Genomic DNA, 19804 nt, shown 5'->3' on the forward strand with positions numbered 1-19804 from the left:
TATTTAATTGGTAGATACCGCATTGGATTGAGCAGAAGTTAACGTATCCCGCAATTGAGGATCAACCACTTTGCCGGGTGCTAATTTGATCATATTGTCTATCACCACCCTATCCCCTGCATGCAATCCATCCAGAATGATCCAATCCTTTCCGATCCAATCCCCTGCAATGACAGGACGCTGCATCACCGCATTGCTCTCATTGAGGACATACACATATCGACCCAGATCCGAAGTCAGAACCGCAACCTGCGGCACCACATAAACAGCTCTGGATTCTCCCGCAGTAACCCGCACACGAACAAATTGACCGGGCAATATGCGCTGATCGCTATTCTCAAAGGTTGCGCGCAATTGTTGTGTGCCGAGTAACGAATCAATTTTACTGGCGGCAAAATTGAGCTTCCCTTCCTGCTGATACTCAGACCCATCTGGCAAAATCATGCTGACACTGCGTACATTTTTGTCATTTAAATGTCCGCCGAATCGCGCCACTTCATTATCTGAAAAACTAAACCGGACCCAAATCGGAGAGAGTTGGGTCAATGTCGTCAGCAAACTGGTATTGGCGGATACCAGCGCACCTTCGGAAAAAAGAGCACGGCCCGTCATTCCATTCATTGGCGCTTTGACCGTGGTATAGGAAAAATTGAGTTCCGCTTGCTGAACACGCACTTTCGCAGCTTGCAAAGCAGCTTCTGCAATAGCCAAGTCTGCTTTTGCTACATCATAGGCACGCTGACTGACAAAATTCTCGGCCAGCAATTGCCGCTGGCGATTTTCTTCACTTTGAGCGCGCATAACACGAACATTCTGCTCAAGAAACGCTGCTCTGGCTTCTGCCAATGCATTCTGAAAAGGTTCTGGGTCAATTAAAAACAAGGATTGCCCGGCTTTAACCGCCACACCCTCAGCATATAGCCGTTTAAGTAGCATTCCCCCCACTCGCGGGCGGATTTCAATTTCTTTGGCACCTTCGGTTTGTGCGATCGTTTCCAAGCTGACAGGCATGCTGACCGACTCTGCAACCATCACTGTGACCGTGATCGTCTGATCCAAACGCGGTGCTTTTTGAGCTGATTCGTTATTTCCACATCCAATTAATAACAAACCCATTAGCCCGTAACCGATAAAAATAGTACCTCCATTCTTTGTCCGCTGACACGGTACATAATTCCTCTTAAATTTAGAAACTAACACTTCCACGGTTTGCCGATATACAAGGCGGCTCAAGACTGTAAAAAGAAATTTGTTTGTCACTCGGATAATTAGTTCGTAAGTTAAAAATTTAAAATCTAATCGACTATGGAAAAACCACAAAAGCGCAATAGGGTTCTGTATAATGAATAAGATGATAGCTTGACGGATAATGTAGAAGTATTACATAGATGAAGATAAGATATTTCTCATAATTTTACCTACCTACAGATACACAATTAAATGTATTTTGTTCCTACCGATCTGTCATACCAGACAGATACTCTGGCTATTAAATCTGATACCGGTCATCAATAAATCACATGATCCAATCAGCTCTATTTGTTTTTACTATTAGATAAATTTTTAAGGTGTGTTGATATGCCTATCCATAATTTTATTGCCTTACTAACTTTCTTCATGCTGACGTCAGCAACAATTGCTCAGGCATCTTTGAAATTGCCTGAAACCATAAAAGTTGATCCGGCAGCGTTAACTGCTGAGCCGATGTGTGACCCGAAGATTTCACCTGCATGGCGGGAAGCCCAGGTAATTGATGGTGTCAAAATTGATGCATCACCGGGTTGCAGTCCGGATAATCCGGCTTGGATTGCCGCTGCGGTTAAAGGAACCAACAACATTTCGATGGATACCCTGATGAAGACGGGTCTTTCACCTGATGCCATCATTAAAACCGATGATCTGGATGGTGACGGCGATCCCGACCGGATTATCATCAAGCTGGAAATCATGGAATTAAACGGCAAATCACCCGATTTCCCCGGATTGGTTCCAACATTTGATATTGCTCCCGGCATACAACCCGGCGCATGGGTTTTCGCGCCAAAGACCAGCGGCATGTCAACGGAAAATTTTGAAAGTGTACGCGCCAATCCGCTGCTGAGATTACCTTCGCCTGTCATCCGCGTTGAAGTAGGTGATATCGTTCAAATCGTATTGGAAAACACACACTATTTCCCGCACAGTATCCACCTGCACGGTGTGGATCACCCATTTTCACACGGTGAGCATGGTGGTCAAGACGGCGTACCACAAACTAGTGAAGTCGAACTGATGCCTGGCGAACGCCGTATTTATCAATTCCAGGCACGGCAACCGGGCACCATGTTTTACCACTGCCATGTGCAAACGCACACCCATTTGGCGATGGGCTTGGCTGGAATGATTGTCATTGAAGAAAACAAACCGAATAACTGGCTGCAAACTTTAAATATTGGCGCCGGGCATGTTCGCCACCCCTCCGTTGCCGTGCGCGAGCAATTTGATCAGGAATATGATCTGCATTATCACGCGATGGATAAGGAATTGAGCAGCATTATTCAGAAACACAACGATCCTCGACTCATTGCGCGCGATATGAATCAACGTTATGACATTACCGACTCAACCGAGGATTACTTCACGCTGAACGGCTTGTCTTTCCCTTACACACTCAGGGAATCACTGATCATTGTTGAGCCGGATCAGAAAATCAAATTGCGCTTGCTGAACAGTGGTGGTGAACTGATCGCCGTCCATACGCATGGCCACCACGCCACGATCACGCATTACGACGGCGTGGAGCACAACCCGGTTGCACAGATCATGCGTGACGTGTTTGACATGGCACCGGCACAACGGCTTGACCTGAAATTAGAAACCGTCAATGATGGCAAACACAGCTATGGCGAAGGTGATTGGCTGTTTCATGATCACCGGGAAAAGGGAATCACCACAAACGGTATGGCGGAAGGCGGTAGCATGAGTTCCATTGTTTACACATCTTATTTAGGTGAACACGGCATGCCCAAGGTCAGTCATTTTGGTATTGAGCTCAATAAGTATTTCACCAAAGAATATTACGAGCGTCGACTCCCGGTGTGGCAAGACCTTGATGCATGGTCAAGCCTGGGTTCGCCTGCCGGAGATATCGGTGTTGATGCTGCGACTCAAACTTCGTTGCTTAACGCGCTCTATGGTTTGTTGGCAGGACTTTTGATCTATCTGATTTTCGCCAAACGGGAACAAATCAAACAATGCGCTGTTGCAGCGGTTTCACGTCTAAAAAGCCCAAAAGGGAGTAACCAATAATGGCTAAGACAACAACAATTACTTTCATACTTGCTGGTCTGCTTGCTTTCAGTGCACATGCCATGGCACAGCAACCGGCTAAACCCAGCGAACACGACCATCAAGATCACAGTGGTCATGACATGAGTCAGAAAAATGCTACCCCAACAGATCATAGCCATGATCATGATGCCATGGATCACAGCGGCCACAACATGGAACCCGATCACACGATAGATCACGGTGATCACAGTGACCATAGCGGTCATGCCACAAGCACGCAGTCCACAGAACATGGCGATGCGCACCATCATCATCATATGGACCACGATCACATTATGGATCATGAAGGCACCATGATCATGGGGCAAAACCTGGACAAACTGCCCAGTAGCTGTAAAAGCATTTCTGAAGAGGTTGAAATTACCGTGCGTGCCGGCAGGAAGTATGCCGCAAAATTCCCCGGAACGGCTTTCGCGTTTGATCAGCAGCAATGGCATGTAAAACCCTGTTCAAAAGTAACCTGGCACTTCATTAACGAAGATAATATCCGCCATCAATTCATGATGCACGGTTTGCCAAAATACCTCTATAAATATGGCATGTTCCACCTTGAAGTCACCGGGCCTAAAACGGTATCCGGCACGATCATCGTTCCAGGATCCGATGATACCTTCCTGGTGCACTGCGACATTTCCCATCACATGGAAAAAGGCATGAAAGCGCAATTGGTGGTTGGAAAAGGCGCGGAAAATATACCCAGTATTCCTGGGGTAACGCCTTACAATATCAACGACACCTACGAAGCGGAAAACTTACCCAAAATCTCCGACAAAGCGGAACAAAGCGCCATGGTCAGACAAATCACGGCGTTCACCAACAATAATTTCCAAAACTATGGAATGATGCTGATAGGGCTGCTTATTGGTTTGTTGTGTATCCCGCTATTTAAGAAAATCCCGTTTCGCAAAAAGAGCGATTAGCGCTTAACTATCGCTTAGCTTTTTTATTCCAGAGACCGGTCAGATAAATTCAAATTTGAATTTGTTTGGCCGGTTTTTCTATGGCTTAAAATGAATCAAACTTTCAACCGCATCGATACTCCGCTGATGTAAAGCAACCATTTCAGAAGAAAATTCAGAAATCGACAAATTCTTTTGCCGTCACTATTGGGTACAACTATTTTTCCGTGCGCGACGGCAGTCGTCTATGCTCGGTTTTAGGGTGCTGGGTCAATTGACAAGCGCGGCGGAAAACCAGCAACGCTCGCTGCGCATACCCCAGAACCGTATCCGGTGAGTAACCCATTGTCCGGCTTTGTTCGGTAAGTCCCGCTGGGCAGCCGGTTAGCAATTCCAATCCTTGTGTCACATGTTCCATTGTATGAATCGCAAACAAGCCTTTCTCAACGGCTTCAATAATCTTGTAATCCAGTACCAAGTGTTGCCGGTTATGGTGTGGAATCAGCACACCTTGCTCACCGTTTAAACCCATTTTTTCACACAACTTGAAATAACCTTCAATCTTGTCATTAATGCCGCCAACCGGCAGCACCTCACCGTATTGATTCAGTGCACCGGTCACCGCAATACTTTGTTTCAGCGGCGCTTCCGCCAGCGATGACAGCAAAACGAAAAACTCGGCGCAGGAAGCGGAATCCCCCTCGATGCTGGAGTATTCCTGCTCAAAAACTATCGATGCACTGAGTGCAATCGGTGCAATATGCGTAAAGAGTCCGGTCAGGTAGTTTTGCAATATGAACATGCCCTTATCGTGGATCGGTCCGGACATATCCACTTCACGGGCGATATTCAGCACCCCGTCTTCCCCGGCAAAAGTGCGTGCAGTGACGCGTACCGGCGTACCAAAGCGATGATCGCCCAAATCGATCTGCGTCAATGCGTTGAGTTGTCCTACTTCAGCACCCTGTAATGTAATGGCAATTTCGCCTTCGATAATGGATTCCTGCAAGCGCAAATCCGGATAGTTATGCCGGAGTGTGCGCGCTTGAAGCGCTGCGGAAATGTCCGCCACTTCCACGACACACCCGTGACGGGCACTGCATAAGGCGGCACTCTCCAGCACCAGCATTTCGGTGCGCGCAAAAATTGCGCTTTGACGTTTTTGATCCTCCACTTCCCGGTGCGATTCTTCCAGTAACCGCGCGACTGCAGCAGCAGAAAAATGCGGTAACTTTGCCGCTTCGCAGGCGTGCGCGACAAAAACAGACGATGCCTGGTAGGTTTCCGCGCTGGCGATGAAGCTTCCGGAAAAATCCACTTTCACACGGAAGCGCCGCATGAATTCAGGATCAATTTCCTCCAATTCATAATATTCATCCCGCGATCCGATCAAGACAATCTTGACATTCACGTCCACCGCCTCCGGTTCGAGGGATACAGGCGTATTCGAGGTTAATGCGGAGCCGGGCTCTTCGATTTGTAACCGCTTACTGCGTAAGAATCGCCGTAGCTTTACCCATAACTGGCCATCCGTCAGCAAATCATCCAGGTGCAACATAATATATCCGCCGTGCGCCTTTAATAAACTGCCGGCCCGTATGCGCATGAAATTGGTTTTTAGTTTTCCATCCTCAAACTGATAATCGATACTGCCAAACAATGCATACGCAGAGGGGTTATCTTCAATAATGACCGGCGCGCCGTGCAAATCCGCGTTGTCCACGACGAGATTGATCTGATAACGCGAGAAAATCTGATGCAATTGCGTTTCCCGCTTCTCTTCATCGGCGTTATTCGTTTCGAACAGCGCCAGATTATCGAGAATATCCGATTCCATCCGTTCAAAATAAGTTTTCAGCCGTTCTTGTGCCGGTAATTCATTTTGGATTTTCTGCAACGCAAGGTTCAACAAAGGTTGCACGCTGTGGCGTTGGAGTGCCGCCAACGTTACATTCTTGTCTTTCTCCACGCACTGGAATTCTTCAAAATACAGCACAATCGCCTCATGTAACGCTTGCTCGGCCTGCTCTATTTCCGTCCTGCGAGCCTTGGGCAGTTTTAATAAATTTTCTGCCGTGAGAATTTCGCCCTTTTCATCCAGCAAAGTAAAAACAATTTGTTCGTCTTCGCAGTGAATGGTGAAATGCAGCGATTCCGCAATCTTGTCCAGCTTGGCATACGCTTGCGTCGCTTCCGTTTTGAATTTCTTCTCAGTGTGATCACTTTTGAGCTTGAAGTCTTGCCCGCTCAGGCATTGCGCGATTTCCGCCGGTAGCGATTTTGCCAGTTGCAGCAGCGATTGGCGCAGCACTCGCCCCTGCCCGGCAGGCAAGTGCAAAGCCAGCGGTTTCTCAGGCGCGATAAAATTGTACAGGTAGCACAAATCCGCTGGCACTGGCTGATCAGCCGCCGCGTCAATCATCGCTTGATGCAACAACGAAGTGCGCCCCGACCCGGCTTCCCCCAGCACAAACAAATGATAATCCGGCTGCATCATGCCAAGACCAAAACGCACAGCCACTTCCGCCCGCTCCTGTCCGATCCAGGATAACGGCCGTTGCAGCAATTCCGAAGTATCTAAAAACCCCAGCGAGGCCGGGTCGATGGTGATGCGTAATTGGGAAGAATCTAAAGATGGAGTCGACATGTTTGGGTTAGTAACCATAGGGCGAGAGTTTTCGAGAATTGCCGGTATTGTACCTATTAAGAGACTATTGCGTCATGGAGTAATCCAACCAGTCAGGTATCGGTTATCTGGGATCACTGTATTTTGTCGATTTCAATGCGTTTGAGATCCTCATTTAGATTTAAGAACATAAAATTATTTGTAGGAATTACTGTAAAGTTTTAAGTAATTAATCCGAAAAAGTCATGACATTTGTACTACAGCTTTGAAGTAAGCATTTCGCTGCTCAAAGTATTCGATTTTACGAATTTGTAATGTTAAGGGTTATGATGAATCGGCTATTAATTTGTAACAGTCAGCGGAACGAGCTGGATTCGCTCCAGGCAGTACTCAGCAAATATACTTTGCACTTAATGGACTCTTGGGATAACAAGCCGGTTAATCTCGACGGGATTGATGCCATCATCCTGGACGTAAATTTTACGCAAGCGCAAGGACTCGATTTTCTGATGGAGGTTTGCAGCAAAACCTATATCCCAGTTCTGCTCATCACCCCTCCTGATGACCCGCAATGCGCCATTGAGGCCCGTCGAATCGGCGCATTCAATTATTGCGTCAAAACCGGCAAGCTAAATTCTGTGTTGGAAATGGCCGTGCGCGAAATGCTCTTTGCTTTTAGTGATCAGCGAGAATTGAAACGCACGATCATGGCTCAAAAAGCCCGTATTACGGAGCTGGAAGCGCAACTCAACGCAAAAACAGGTGGTGAAGCTGAAGTGCGTTCAACTGACAAGGCACTGCCAACCAACCAACACAAGCGTGCGCCCATGTTGCAGGAAATTGCCAAGCGTTTAAACAATGGAGAAATTAATCTGCCGAGTTTCCCCAGCATCAGTCTTGAAATGGATCGATTGGTCCAAAGAGATGCCGGGATTGAAGAAATCGCAATTTTACTCAGAAAAGATATGGTGATCAGTGCCAAGCTGATCAGCGTAGCCAATTCTCCACGCTACGGCGGATTGCGGCAAAGCACCACGGTCGATCAAGCGATCAATGTTCTGGGTCTGAGCACCACGAAGGAATACGTCGATATCATCGCGAATCGCGCGTTATATATGGCGCGCAACCCAAAATATCAGGCTGCGCTGAAGGATCTTTGGAAACATGGCGTAGCGTGCGCTCATGCTTCTTACCGGATAGCACAACTTGCCAAGCTCTCAAAACCCTGTGAAGTGTTCTTCATGGGACTGATGCACGATATCGGCAAGCTCTTTCTGCTGCAGGTCATCTCGGAATTGCAAGCCCGGGATGTCATTGATCCGGCTACTTCCAAAGACACACTGGATGCATTTTTGGAAAAGCATCACGGCCTGTTTGGCCGCAAGCTCCTGGAAATCTGGAAATTACCGCCGGAAATCACAATAGTCGCACAATTTCACGACGCCCTCGACCAGTCAACATCCGTTACACGAGAGCTGCTTGCCGTCTCGTTAGGGAATCTGCTGGCAAAATGCGCCGGGTACGGCATTTATAACGAAAAACGGGACGATCCGCTAATGGAAAGTACAGCCAAATCCATCGGACTCGATATCACCAGTATCCAAAAAGTGCTTAACGAATTGACCGTGTTTATGGAAGAAACCGGATTGAGCTTTGATTAACCGGTATTTTTCATGAATCAACTATTAGAATTGCTTGTAGAATAAGCTGAAAACTCTAAGGAGAAAATAGAATAATCTAAATGAGTCTGATATGATCGAATTAAGAGCTAATCAATTGATTAATTTTCATAAAACATAACGGGATATCATGAAGCTTGCCGCATTGGATCTTAATTTTTACGCAATCAATCGTTTTATTTCTGAAATTTTCTTAGAGTTGGAACTATAGCCCGTGCGCAAAGTTATCCCGTCGCCCGTGATTGCTATTGCCGCTGAGATAATGTCCCACCGTGAAACGCACGCCTCGATGGACAACTTATTCATGTATGCCGGTGCTCCTGGCGCCCCTCCGGAAGGGAGCAAAAAGGTGAAGGCTCAAGAGTGGCTGCGCCGTGCGAATACAGATGGGTCTGTTCAACCACTTAAAGTTCTCGGACGGTTAATCGAAGGTTACATGGAAGAGCCGCCTCCCGAAGACAACCCATTCGACGACACTACAGAAGACACTCCGTCTCCCACTCAAACACAAGATCAAGAAAAGCTAACCAAGATTCTCGGTCGTTGTGAATTACAATACGTCCGTGGCGGCTCAATTGTTGGAGCCCTCGGTATTCCTTCTAGAACGCTTGAGGAGTTTGTTCGAGAGAGGGACATCGCCGCACTGGAACATGAATTCAATCGTGCACTTGAGAACGTTGATAAAGATCCACGGGAGGCCATTTCTGCTGCGAGCAATATTCTCGAAACTCTCTGCAAAGTTTACATTGAGGAACAAGGACTCGAAATGCCTGCAAGGCAAGACCTTAAACCCGTGTGGAATGTCGTTCGTAAAGACCTCGGTTTCGATCCCGGTCGAGTGGAAGATCAAGATCTACAAACTATTCTCACGGGCTTATTCGCGCTCGTTGATGGAATTGGCGCACTGAGGACCCATGCTAGTTCTGCACACGGTGCAGGAAAGAAATCATACAAAATAGAGTCAAGACACTCACGCCTCGCGGTTCATTCTGCACATACCGTTGCACTGTTTGTCCTTGAATCTTGGGAGCGCAAGAAGAAATGAATTTCACCTCCTGGGTAGTTATCCTGACACTGCGCGATAAAGTCCAGCAGTTCTTCACTAAGGACCCAAAACCATGACCTACGAACTGCTAAAACTCGCGCACATCATCGGTGCCGTCTTGATTGGCGGCGGTTTGATCGGTGTTTGGTTGAGTGATTTGCGATCCCGGCAATCGCGTGAGCTGGTGCGTTTTTCCGAGTCCGTGCGCAACATTGCGGTGTTTTACGACGGCGTCGTGGTTCCGGGTGCAATTGTTCTCCTCATCTCCGGTACCTGGTTGATTGTTGAGTTCTACGGCGGCTGGAATTTTATTTCCATACCCTGGCTTGCGGGCATGGTCTTCCTGTTTGTTTTTGAGTTCATCGAAGGCAATACCGTTACCCGGATCTACTTCTTGCGCTTGCGGCGTTTGACTCAAGAGGCTTTACACGTTGGCGAATTTACGCCTGAACTGGAAAAAGCGCGCGCTGAAAATATTCCGGCATTCACGCACTTTCTCGATTTACCCATGCTGTTCCTGATCATCACGTTGGGCGCGCTCAAGCCCGACAATTGGGACGTGTTTGTTGTGGGCTCATTGTTCGCGATAGCGCTTGCCGTTGCCCTTACGGTATTCATTCCGCGTCTTTATCCCTGGACGGCAAAACAATAAGCCGTTGTTACGCCGCCACGCACACCAACGCAACCGCACCACCCCTCGCCTGACCAGGTCGCCTGACTTTGGCCATTAGGGCGTTTTAAAAGAACTGTCAATTCCCAAAGATTCCTCACCGCGTTCGGAATGACAAATGAGGTTTCTGAATAAATTTCAGCAAAAGAATTGACATAATTCATTATTTCCAATATTATGGAAACATGGAAATGGATATTGCAATTAAAGCGCTTGCCGCCCTAGCACAGGAAACCCGCCTCACGATTTTCCGGGTTCTGGTTCAGGCTGGCGAATCGGGGCTTCCGGCGGGTCAGCTTGCCAAGGAATTAAACATCCCTAATGCAACGTTATCTTTTCATCTAAAAGAATTGACGCATGCAGAGCTGGTCATTGCCCGGCAGGAAAGCCGCTTTATTTATTACTCGGCGAATTTTGCAACCATGAATGCGTTATTGGGTTATCTCACCGAGAATTGCTGCATCGGCATTCCGTGCAGTTCCGCTGAAGTTTGCTGTGATGAAAACAACAGCTAATATTTGACTATCGAAACTTTATTACCACAACCTTGGAGAATCAAAATGACAACTATTCACGTATTTGACCCTGCTTCATGCTGTAGCTCAGGCGTTTGCGGTTCCGACGTAGACCAAGAATTGGTCGGTTTTTCCGCTGATGTCGATTGGGTCAAACAGCACGATGTTGCAATCGAGCGTTTTAATCTGGCACAGCAACCCATGGCTTTTGCAGACAATTCTACGGTGAAAGGATTCCTGGACCGCTCCGGTGCTGAAGCGCTGCCATTAATACTGGTAGACGGAGAAGTGGCATTAGCAGGCCGCTACCCGCAGCGTAGCGAACTCGCGCGCTGGGCGGGGATCCCTCTGGAGGAAGAAGTCGAAGAGTCGAGTTGTTGCGGCGGCTGTTGCTAAGGAAATTCTGAATAATCCCTCTTTGCCATTCCGAACACAGCGAGGAATCTTTGCGAATCAACACTATAGATTTCTCGCTGTGCTCGAAATGACAAGATTACCGTTCGTCCTGAGCCTGTCGAAGGACTTAATCAGAGCTTCCTTAAAGTAACCTCGATCCCATCATGACCAAACTCAAATTTCTCAATCAGCCGCCGCGTTTTCTGTTTTTTACCGGTAAAGGCGGGGTCGGCAAAACGTCATTGGCTTGCGCCACGGCGATAACACTGGCTGATGCAGGTCAGCGGGTGTTATTGGTCAGCACCGATCCGGCTTCTAACGTTGGCCAGGTATTCGGTATCACGATTGGAAATCAGGTTACGGCGATTACCGCAGTACCCCGTTTAGCCGCCATGGAAATAGACCCGCAAGCGGCGGCCCAAGCTTACCGCGACCGCATTGTCGGCCCGGTGCGCGGTGTGCTGCCGGATGCAGTAGTTAAAGGTATCGAAGAGCAATTATCCGGTGCTTGCACGACTGAGATAGCCGCCTTCGATGAATTTACCGCGCTTTTGACCGATTCGGTGCTGACTGCAGACTACGATCATATTATCTTCGACACCGCACCAACCGGCCACACCATCCGGTTGCTGCAATTACCCGGCGCGTGGAGTGATTTTCTTGCGGCAGGCAAAGGTGATGCCTCTTGTCTTGGCCCATTAGCTGGTTTGGAAAAACAGCGTGCTCAGTACAAAGCAGCAGTAGATGCTCTCGCTGACTCGGAGCGTAGCCGATTGGTATTGGTGGCTCGTGCGCAACAAGCCACGTTACGCGAGGTAGCGCGGACGCATGAAGAATTAACGGTTATCGGCTTGACGAAACAATTTCTGGTGATCAATGGCATGCTGCCGCAAGCCGAAACATCGCGAGATCCTTTAGCCGCCGCAATCTTCCAGCGCGAACAAAAAGCTCTGGCGGCCATGCCGGAAGTCCTCGGCCAACTGCCTTGCGACCGCATTGCGCTTAAATCATTCAACCTAGTCGGATTGACCGCGTTACGGAAATTACTGACTGATGCTTTACCTGACGAAGGTGGCAAAGAAATTACGCATACTGCAATCCCATTCCCCAGTTTATCCAGTTTGACTGATGAAATTGCCAAAGACGGATGCGGTTTAATCATGCTCATGGGCAAAGGCGGTGTTGGTAAAACCACACTGGCTGCTGCTATTGCCGTGAATCTCGCACATCGTGGCTTGCCAGTACATCTGACCACCTCAGACCCGGCAGCGCATTTAAGCGAAACGCTCAATGGGGCGATGGCTAATCTGGCGGTAGACCGGATTGATCCGCATGTGGAAACCGAGCGTTACCGTCAGCATGTCCTGGAATCCAAGGGCGCACATCTGGATGCCAAAGGCCGAGCCTTGCTGGAAGAAGACTTACGTTCGCCTTGCACCGAAGAAATTGCGGTATTTCAGGCATTCTCACGAATGATCCGGGAAGCGGGTAAGAAATTTGTCGTGATGGACACTGCACCAACCGGTCACACGTTATTATTATTGGATGCTACCGGCGCTTATCATCGCGAAGTCATCAAACAAATGGACCCTTCCATCGTGCATTACGCAACGCCGATGATGCAACTGCAAAATCCCAAGCAAACTAAAATATTGCTAGTGACATTGGCGGAAACGACGCCAGTACTGGAAGCCGCTAACTTACAAGTTGATTTGCGCCGTGCTGGTATTGAACCTTGGGCATGGATCATTAATAACAGCGTCGCTGCAACCACTGTCCTCTCACCCTTATTGTGCCAGCGCGCTAGTAACGAGCTAACAGAAATTGAAACAGTTTCGTCTATTCACGCACAACGCTATGCCGTCGTGCCTTTGCTTAAAGAAGAGCCGGTCGGCGTACAGAAGTTATTGGAATTAGCCTAAAGCAAATGTTCCGCACAAACGCACAAAATTTCTAAGCTATTATCTGATCCCATTGCCACATTACGCTGAGCCTACCCGGTCCATGTGGTGTAAGTATTGCTCTCGCCGTTCAATGAACAGACTATTTCCCGGTATGCGCTTGGCTTGGTGTTTGGCAGTTGTTGCGATGGTCGAAATCTCATGGTGCGAACTAAATATACCCGGGGCTACCAAGACTGCGCCGATAGAAAGTGTAACCAGCGAATGAAATACGCGCTGCCCCTTGCGATCTATCGAGAAATATCCGCCATGATCGCAATGCTCCGGTTTAAAGAAACGTATAATTTCGCGCGTGAAATTGGCTAAAGCATGGCGACAGCGAATTTCCCAGTCGAGACTTTGAAACAAAATGATGAAATCATCTCCACCAATATGCCCGATAAAATCCCGCTCCAAGTCGCACGCTTGTGACAGCATATTTCCCGTAACCTGAATTATCTCATCACCTCTGCGATAACCATAAATATCATTGAATGGTTTGAATGCATCCAGATCACAATAGCAAACGCAGAATCCGACCTGGCTTTCCAGCAAACGATCAATATGTTCGTCAATGGGCACATTCCCCGGCAACAAGGTAAGCGGATTGGCATAGCGCGCTGCTGTTATCTGTAACTGGGTAATCTCCCGCATTAAATCATGACCGGTACCGACACCGAGGTATTGACCCCGGTCAGTGATAATGAAACCATTCGACAAATGACGCTGCCCGGCGGCAACAACCGCATTACTCAATTCTTGTAAACTGATGTTTTTATCCACCACTAACGGTGCCGAATCCATAAATAAGGTGCAGGATTTCTTGCCATACAGTTCGCGCCAATACGGTCGCGCGTAAGCATCGATTAACCGGTTGCGGGTAATGATTCCGATTGGAATACCCTGTTCGACCACAGGCAGAGACTCCAGAGCCAGGCGCTCATTAAAACGGCTATACACCTCATCGTTATCCATTTCAGGTGTAACAGGCAGCACTGAAATCAACAATTTCATGGTAGACAAAGTTTTCTGGATAACGATATTCTTCCGGGGAAAAACTAGAATTTCATTTTGATGCACGCTGTTGGCTGCATCCGTCGATATGATGGTCGCTGGGATCGCATTGGGGCGGGCGATGAAATAACCTTGCCCGAGTAAGATGCCTAAATCCTTAACAATCATAAACTCAGCATGGGTTTCGATACCTTCCGCAATAATCTGAGTACTCGAATTTTCCGCGATTTGCTGGATAGATCGCACGAACTGTAGCTTAATCGGGTCTTGATTGATATTCTGGATGAAGTGCTGATCGATTTTGACATATTCAGGTCTGAGTTCGAACCACAGGCGCAGGCTGGAAAATCCCTCACCCAGATCATCGATGGCAATTTCCAATCCCATCGCGCGATAATGCCGCACAGCTTCGAGCAGCAGAGAATAATCATAGGTTGGCTGGTTTTCGGTTAATTCGATGACGACACGATGCGGCTCTAAACCCAGTGAGCGCATGTAATCCAGCGTTTCTCCATTCTTAAAATTTTCATCAAGCAAGCATTCAGGACTCACGTTCAAGAAAAGCTTTCCTATCAATTTTTGTTGAACAAAAGCTTCCAGCGTAACCTGGCGGCACAGCCGTTCCACTTCCAGCAGCAACCCAAATTGCCCAGCCGCTCTGAACAAACTGAGCGGTGAATGCAACGGACTGTTGGATGGTCCGCGAATTAATCCTTCATAGGCGTAGATCTCACCCGTAGCCATGGAAATGATGGGTTGGAAGTTCGGAGTTAGCTGACGCTGCTCGATAATCTGGATAAGCCGCAAGAATATCTCGCTACGGCTGGATTCATGGTTTGCAGAAAAATCAATTGCCCTATCAGGTAAAATTCTTTTTACATTTACATCCATACAATAACCCTGCAAACAAGTTGTCATGATCAACTTTAGCAAAGCAATATGTAATTTTTATTACAAACATGTTATGCAATCAATGAATAGTAGTAGATTGATGAGAAATTGGATTTAAATGATGATTTACGCATAACAACAATAATTGATACATACTGTATAAATAGTTTATACTGTTATTTGTAATCTAAGATGCTCGATTTCCAATTCACTACTTTAAAGGGATTAATCATGACAAAGAAAACCACACCCAATGAAAAAACAAAACCCTCACCAACTGCTGAAAGTTCTGTCGCAAAAGCATCTGTTGCTGCGGTGAAAAAAACGGACATTCCTAGCAATACTGCAAGCGTAGAAGCTAAGACAATGCTTCCTGTAGCCAAGGACGAAGCAAAGAAACAATCAAAAAAAGATAAACCAAAGAAAATTAAAATGATCCGCGATAGCTTTACCCTACCGGAAGGCGATTACGCTAAGCTGGCTGAACTGAAAAAGAAATGCCTGGAAGCAGGAGTGCATGTGAAAAAAAGTGAACTGATGCGCGCAGGAATATTACGCTTATCTAAACTCAATCGGTCAGCATTACTCCAAGCGGTAGCCCAGGTGGAAATAATCAAAACAGGACGACCTGCAAAAGAATAATCTGGAATAGTCGCGTTCCGCCCTGACAGGCACTTCATCCAATCGGATCGCGATTATTCCAATTTAATAGCATATTGTTGCTGTGTCCCGTGTTCTGCAGTTTTTGTCAAAAAATGGACACAAGTTTTGTCATGTGTCCTACTTATAATCAATTTACCAGCGATATAGCTTGCGCTGGTAGTAGGTTAACCTGCCGCTCTGCTCATAGGTGCATAGGCGGCCACTTTTCCTAACAATCTAGAATTTATAAGGGACAACTAACAGTGGAAATGTCTTTTTTGACCTTAAAAAATTTCCTACCGGCCTCGTTCTTGTGCGCCGTCGGCTTAATTTATACAACTTCCGCCTATGCTATCGACAAAAATCATGAAGACGAACACTCTGATCTCCCCATCACCATCGCGGTGATCGGAGATTGGCCATACAATAAGAATCTACTAGATAATGCCCACCTACTGACAGATTCCGTCAATGCGGAGCCACTGTCAGCCACTTAATTCACATGAGTGATATCCATGGCGGGCAGCATGCCTTGTACCAGCGCCACTGGCGTGATCCATCACACCCAGGCTGCGCCAAATCTAACTCGTATTACCGTACAGGGATCAACTACAGCACCTTCCGAATGGTTGCGCCTGACCATTGATCCGAGCAAGTCCCAGCCGTTCAGCTGAACGAGTGTGGCGTACTGCATTGATCCTTTGAATAGTTGCCAATAATCTGAATAGGCGAGCTTTCAGTAGAAAGCTCGCTCCATCGTAGGATCGAATAATTATCAAAGTACTTACTGGCGTTATAGCAACTTGTACGTCCTCCCAAGTGGAAAGCTAAACTGCCAAAAAATCACCCGATAGTTTCTGTCGGTCCCGGTGCTTCCAACCAAAAAGAAACAGTTTGCTTCAGCCATGAAAACCAGTGGTAGCCAGTTGTTTAATGCAGAGCTGGGCCAAGAGGCTTTCAAATCTGCTCACAAGATCAATTCATCCTAAATTCACTTAAACTTCATAGAATAATCATATGCCTGAAATGTTTGCTCAATAACATACAGCATGGATACCGATGCTATATCCAATGCAGAGGGTCTATGAATATACGAATAACTCACAGGAGGCATGTATGAGTAAAATAATATTGATTAGTACAACCATGATTGGCTCAGCTGCAATTGCTTTTTCACTATCCACAGCAAGTTTTGCTGGCAATGGGGATGAATCCGGAATAAGTTACCATCAGGGTAAGAATCTCAGCATTCAGTTAGGTCCACGCCCCTTTTTTTTAATCAATGATATGGACGATGGTCCACTTAAGAAAAAATTGGGAAGTTGTGAAACAGGCCCATTCAAACGAACTGATTTTTCTATTGGACATCGCGGAGCGGCGCTACAATTTCCAGAACACACTCAAGAATCTTATCAAGCAGCAGCGAAAATGGGCGCGGGCATTATAGAGTGTGATGTCACCTTTACCCAGGATAAAGAATTAGTATGCCGCCATTCTCAATGCGATCTGCATACCACAACCAATATTCTTGAAACTGAATTAGCTTCACGTTGTTCCGTACCATTTCAACCTGCAGTTTTTGATAACAACGGCAATCTGGTCAGTGCCGCCACAGCACAGTGCTGTACCAGCGACATCACTTTAGCTGAATTTAAATCTTTGAAAGGCAAAATGGATGGTTCTGATCCATTAGCAACGACGGTGAGTGATTTTATGGAAGGCACACCAAATTGGCGAACCGATCTTTATGCCAGTCGCGGAACTTTGTTAACTCATAAGGAAAGCATTGCGCTATTTCGGAGACTGGGAGTAAAAATGACTCCGGAGCTTAAGTCTCCCAGTGTGCCTATGCCATTCAATGGATTTTCGCAAAAAGATTATGCGCAGAAAATGATTAATGAATATAAAGAAGCTGGCATTCCTGCTTCTAAAGTGTGGGCACAGTCATTTGATATCAATGATATTTTATACTGGATACAAAGCGAGCCTGAATTTGGGAAACAGGCTGTTTATCTGGATGGCCGTTATGAAGATCCTGCCTTCGACCACCGCAACCCTGCAACCTGGTCACCCTCTATGGAGCAGCTGGCGTCTGATGGTGTAAAGATTATCGCACCGCCGATGTGGATGTTACTGGAACTTGAAGAAGGTGAAATTGTTCCTTCACTGTATGCAAACCAAGCTAAAAAAGCAGGATTGAATATCATCGCTTGGACATTTGAACGATCTGGCCCGCTGGCAACAGGGGGGGGGGTTCTACTATCAAACACTTAACGGTGAAAACCCAAATCCAAGCCATATTGAGAACAGCGTGATCAATAATGATGGGGACATGTTTAATGCCTTACATGTATTGGCGAAAGATGTTCGTATATTAGGGATATTTTCTGACTGGCCAGCAACCGTCACTTACTATGCTAATTGTATGAATCTTAAATAATCACAATCTTTTCAAAAGAGCCGGTCAAATTAGCTCAGCTCGTATGAGCCGGCTCTTGCAACTTAAAGACTGTAACCTCTGAATATACCACTCCTCATCTGCAGCGCTTTGGTTTAATCTACACGGGTTATTAGCCGAATGAGATTCCAGCATAAACAAGCCCGCAATCTTAAAGCAATTGGTTAGCCAAGTTAGCCAGATTTGACCGCTCCCCCTTTTCTAATCGCACATGTGCATAGATTTCATGATGCTTGATTTTATCAATAAGATAAGACAATCCATTACTTTGGGAATCGAGATAAGGCGTGTCTATTTGGTAAATATCGCCGGTGAATATGATCTTGGTGTTTTCACCTGCGCGTGTAATGATAGTTTTTACTTCATGGGGGGTCAGATTCTGCGCCTCATCCACAATAAAAAAGACATTTGAAATGCTCCTGCCCCTGATATAGGCCAAAGGGGTAATTTTCAACTTTTCCTGATCGACCGCATCAGTAATCTTTTTATATTCTTTGTCTTTTTCATTAAATTGACTTTTAATGAATTTAAGGTTATCCCACAACGGCTCCATATACGGATTGAGCTTTGATATGATGTCACCCGGTAAAAAACCAATGTCTTTATTACTCAGTGGTACTACCGGTCGCGCCAAATATATCTGCTTGAAATGCCTTTTCTGGTCAAGCGCACCAGCCAGTGCCAGCAACGTTTTCCCCGTCCCTGCTACGCCCTGCAAAGTGACTAGTTTTATATTCGGATTAATGATCGCATGCAAAGCAAAAACTTGTTCGGCATTTCTCGGCGCAATCCGGTAGGCAGATTTCTTCTCAATGCGCTCGATTCTCTGCGACACTGGATTATAAAATACTAAAACAGAAGTTTTGCTGTTCTTCAGAATAAAGTAGTGATTGGGAATAGGAGCTTTAATGCCAACATCCTCAGGCATACAAAAATCATTCGTGTAGATGCTGTCAATAATCCCTTTAGGCAACCCCTCTATAACAGTCTTACCGGTATACAAGGATTCCAAATCTTTGATTTTCCCGGTTTTAAAATCTTCTGCAGCAATATTAAGGGACTTTGCCTTAAGTCGTAAGTTAATATCCTTGGTTACCAAGATTATCTTGTTTTTTGGATATTCTGCATTCAAAGAAATGACCGTGTTCAGAATGCGGTGATCGGCATTGTTTTCTCCAAAGATTTTTGTAGCATCCAGTCCATTTGTCTGTTCCTGCATAATCACTTTAAATTGACCGTGATTCGGTTTGTCAATGGGAATCCAATTTTGCAATGAGTGACTTGCCGACAGTTTGTCCATAATGCGTATGAATTCCCTTGTCTCAAAGTTCTTTGTCTCATTACCCTTCTTAAAATGATCAAGTTCTTCAAGTACGGTGATTGGAATGGCTACATTATTTTCTTCAAAGCTATAGATTGCGTTGTGGTTGTATAAAATAACTGAGGTATCAAGAACATATATCTTCTTTTGCTTTCGCGGCATGAATAGCTAATTTGTTTTATAAAATGACAATACTAGTCATTAATTATTACAGTATCGTGTAAGTCATTTATTGAATACTGCATACTTATCCGATTGTCCCCTATCGACGTACTTAAGTAGGACGATTTGCCTTTCCACGTTTTCTGCCGGAATTTCAGCACTATTTTCTGAATGAGGCGGTTTGCGAATACCAGTCTTACTGCCGCACCGTCATGG

The 19804-nt window shown here is 46.3% G+C and carries 15 protein-coding genes; 11 read left to right on the forward strand and 4 right to left on the reverse strand.

What is annotated here, in order from left to right; translation table 11 throughout:
• Nucleotides 1–3 precede the first annotated feature (3 nt).
• Nucleotides 4–1059: an efflux RND transporter periplasmic adaptor subunit gene (locus tag QZ942_RS08005; RefSeq protein ID WP_292994420.1), complete on the reverse strand. Its 1056-nt coding sequence runs from the start codon at nucleotides 1057–1059 to the stop codon at nucleotides 4–6.
• A 519-nt stretch (nucleotides 1060–1578) separates the two neighbouring features.
• On the opposite strand from QZ942_RS08005, the gene QZ942_RS08010 reads away from it, so the two are divergent.
• Both QZ942_RS08010 and QZ942_RS08015 read left to right on the forward strand, forming a co-directional pair.
• Nucleotides 1579–3288, forward strand: a complete 1710-nt coding sequence (locus tag QZ942_RS08010; RefSeq protein WP_292994422.1) for a multicopper oxidase domain-containing protein — start codon at nucleotides 1579–1581, stop codon at nucleotides 3286–3288.
• A complete protein-coding gene (locus QZ942_RS08015) occupies nucleotides 3288–4250 on the forward strand; it encodes a copper oxidase (RefSeq protein WP_292994424.1) in 963 nt (320 codons plus the stop codon). Before QZ942_RS08010 ends, QZ942_RS08015 begins: the two co-directional genes overlap by 1 nt.
• A 196-nt stretch (nucleotides 4251–4446) precedes the next feature.
• Here the strand turns inward: QZ942_RS08015 and QZ942_RS08020 are convergent, their stop codons facing one another.
• Nucleotides 4447–6876 (reverse strand): Lon protease family protein, encoded by a 2430-nt coding sequence (locus tag QZ942_RS08020; protein ID WP_292994426.1) that lies wholly within the window; start codon nucleotides 6874–6876, stop codon nucleotides 4447–4449.
• Between the two features lie 293 nt (nucleotides 6877–7169).
• Between QZ942_RS08020 and QZ942_RS08025 the strand changes: the two genes are divergently transcribed.
• The 6 genes from QZ942_RS08025 to arsA all read left to right on the forward strand — a co-directional run bounded on the left by QZ942_RS08025 (nucleotide 7170) and on the right by arsA (nucleotide 13082).
• Nucleotides 7170–8516, forward strand: a complete 1347-nt coding sequence (locus QZ942_RS08025) for an HDOD domain-containing protein (protein ID WP_292994428.1) — start codon at nucleotides 7170–7172, stop codon at nucleotides 8514–8516.
• A gap of 232 nt (nucleotides 8517–8748) precedes the next feature.
• Nucleotides 8749–9579: an abortive infection family protein gene (locus tag QZ942_RS08030; protein WP_292994430.1), complete on the forward strand. Its 831-nt coding sequence runs from the start codon at nucleotides 8749–8751 to the stop codon at nucleotides 9577–9579.
• 73 nt (nucleotides 9580–9652) lie between these two features.
• Complete coding sequence (locus tag QZ942_RS08035) at nucleotides 9653–10231, forward strand: DUF2269 domain-containing protein (RefSeq protein WP_292994432.1); 579 nt, start codon at nucleotides 9653–9655, stop codon at nucleotides 10229–10231.
• A gap of 203 nt (nucleotides 10232–10434) precedes the next feature.
• Nucleotides 10435–10764: a metalloregulator ArsR/SmtB family transcription factor gene (locus tag QZ942_RS08040; RefSeq protein WP_292994434.1), complete on the forward strand. Its 330-nt coding sequence runs from the start codon at nucleotides 10435–10437 to the stop codon at nucleotides 10762–10764.
• Nucleotides 10765–10809: 45 nt separating this feature from the next.
• Nucleotides 10810–11160 carry an arsenite efflux transporter metallochaperone ArsD gene (arsD, locus tag QZ942_RS08045; protein ID WP_292994436.1) on the forward strand — a complete coding sequence of 117 codons (351 nt, stop codon included), beginning with the start codon at nucleotides 10810–10812 and terminating at the stop codon, nucleotides 11158–11160.
• A 164-nt stretch (nucleotides 11161–11324) separates the two neighbouring features.
• A complete protein-coding gene (gene arsA, locus QZ942_RS08050; protein ID WP_292994438.1) occupies nucleotides 11325–13082 on the forward strand; it encodes an arsenical pump-driving ATPase in 1758 nt (585 codons plus the stop codon).
• Between the two features lie 60 nt (nucleotides 13083–13142).
• Here arsA and QZ942_RS08055 read toward each other — a convergent pair whose 3' ends face one another.
• Nucleotides 13143–15005, reverse strand: coding sequence for a GGDEF domain-containing protein (locus QZ942_RS08055; protein WP_292994440.1), 1863 nt, complete (start codon nucleotides 15003–15005; stop codon nucleotides 13143–13145).
• 231 nt (nucleotides 15006–15236) lie between these two features.
• On the opposite strand from QZ942_RS08055, the gene QZ942_RS08060 reads away from it, so the two are divergent.
• The 3 genes from QZ942_RS08060 (at nucleotide 15237) to QZ942_RS08070 (ending at nucleotide 17921) form a co-directional block, all read left to right on the forward strand.
• Nucleotides 15237–15647: a hypothetical protein gene (locus QZ942_RS08060; protein WP_292994442.1), complete on the forward strand. Its 411-nt coding sequence runs from the start codon at nucleotides 15237–15239 to the stop codon at nucleotides 15645–15647.
• Nucleotides 15648–16174: 527 nt separating this feature from the next.
• Complete coding sequence (locus QZ942_RS08065) at nucleotides 16175–16321, forward strand: hypothetical protein (protein ID WP_292994444.1); 147 nt, start codon at nucleotides 16175–16177, stop codon at nucleotides 16319–16321.
• 442 nt (nucleotides 16322–16763) lie between these two features.
• Nucleotides 16764–17921, forward strand: coding sequence for a glycerophosphodiester phosphodiesterase family protein (locus QZ942_RS08070; protein ID WP_292994446.1), 1158 nt, complete (start codon nucleotides 16764–16766; stop codon nucleotides 17919–17921).
• Nucleotides 17922–18256: 335 nt separating this feature from the next.
• Here QZ942_RS08070 and QZ942_RS08075 read toward each other — a convergent pair whose 3' ends face one another.
• The gene (locus tag QZ942_RS08075; RefSeq protein ID WP_292994448.1) at nucleotides 18257–19588 is read right to left on the reverse strand and encodes a PhoH family protein; all 1332 of its coding nucleotides are present in this window, start codon (nucleotides 19586–19588) and stop codon (nucleotides 18257–18259) included.
• Nucleotides 19589–19804 lie beyond the last annotated feature (216 nt).

Source organism: Nitrosomonas sp. (assembly GCF_021731985.1).
In the GTDB taxonomy this organism is placed as follows: domain Bacteria; phylum Pseudomonadota; class Gammaproteobacteria; order Burkholderiales; family Nitrosomonadaceae; genus Nitrosomonas.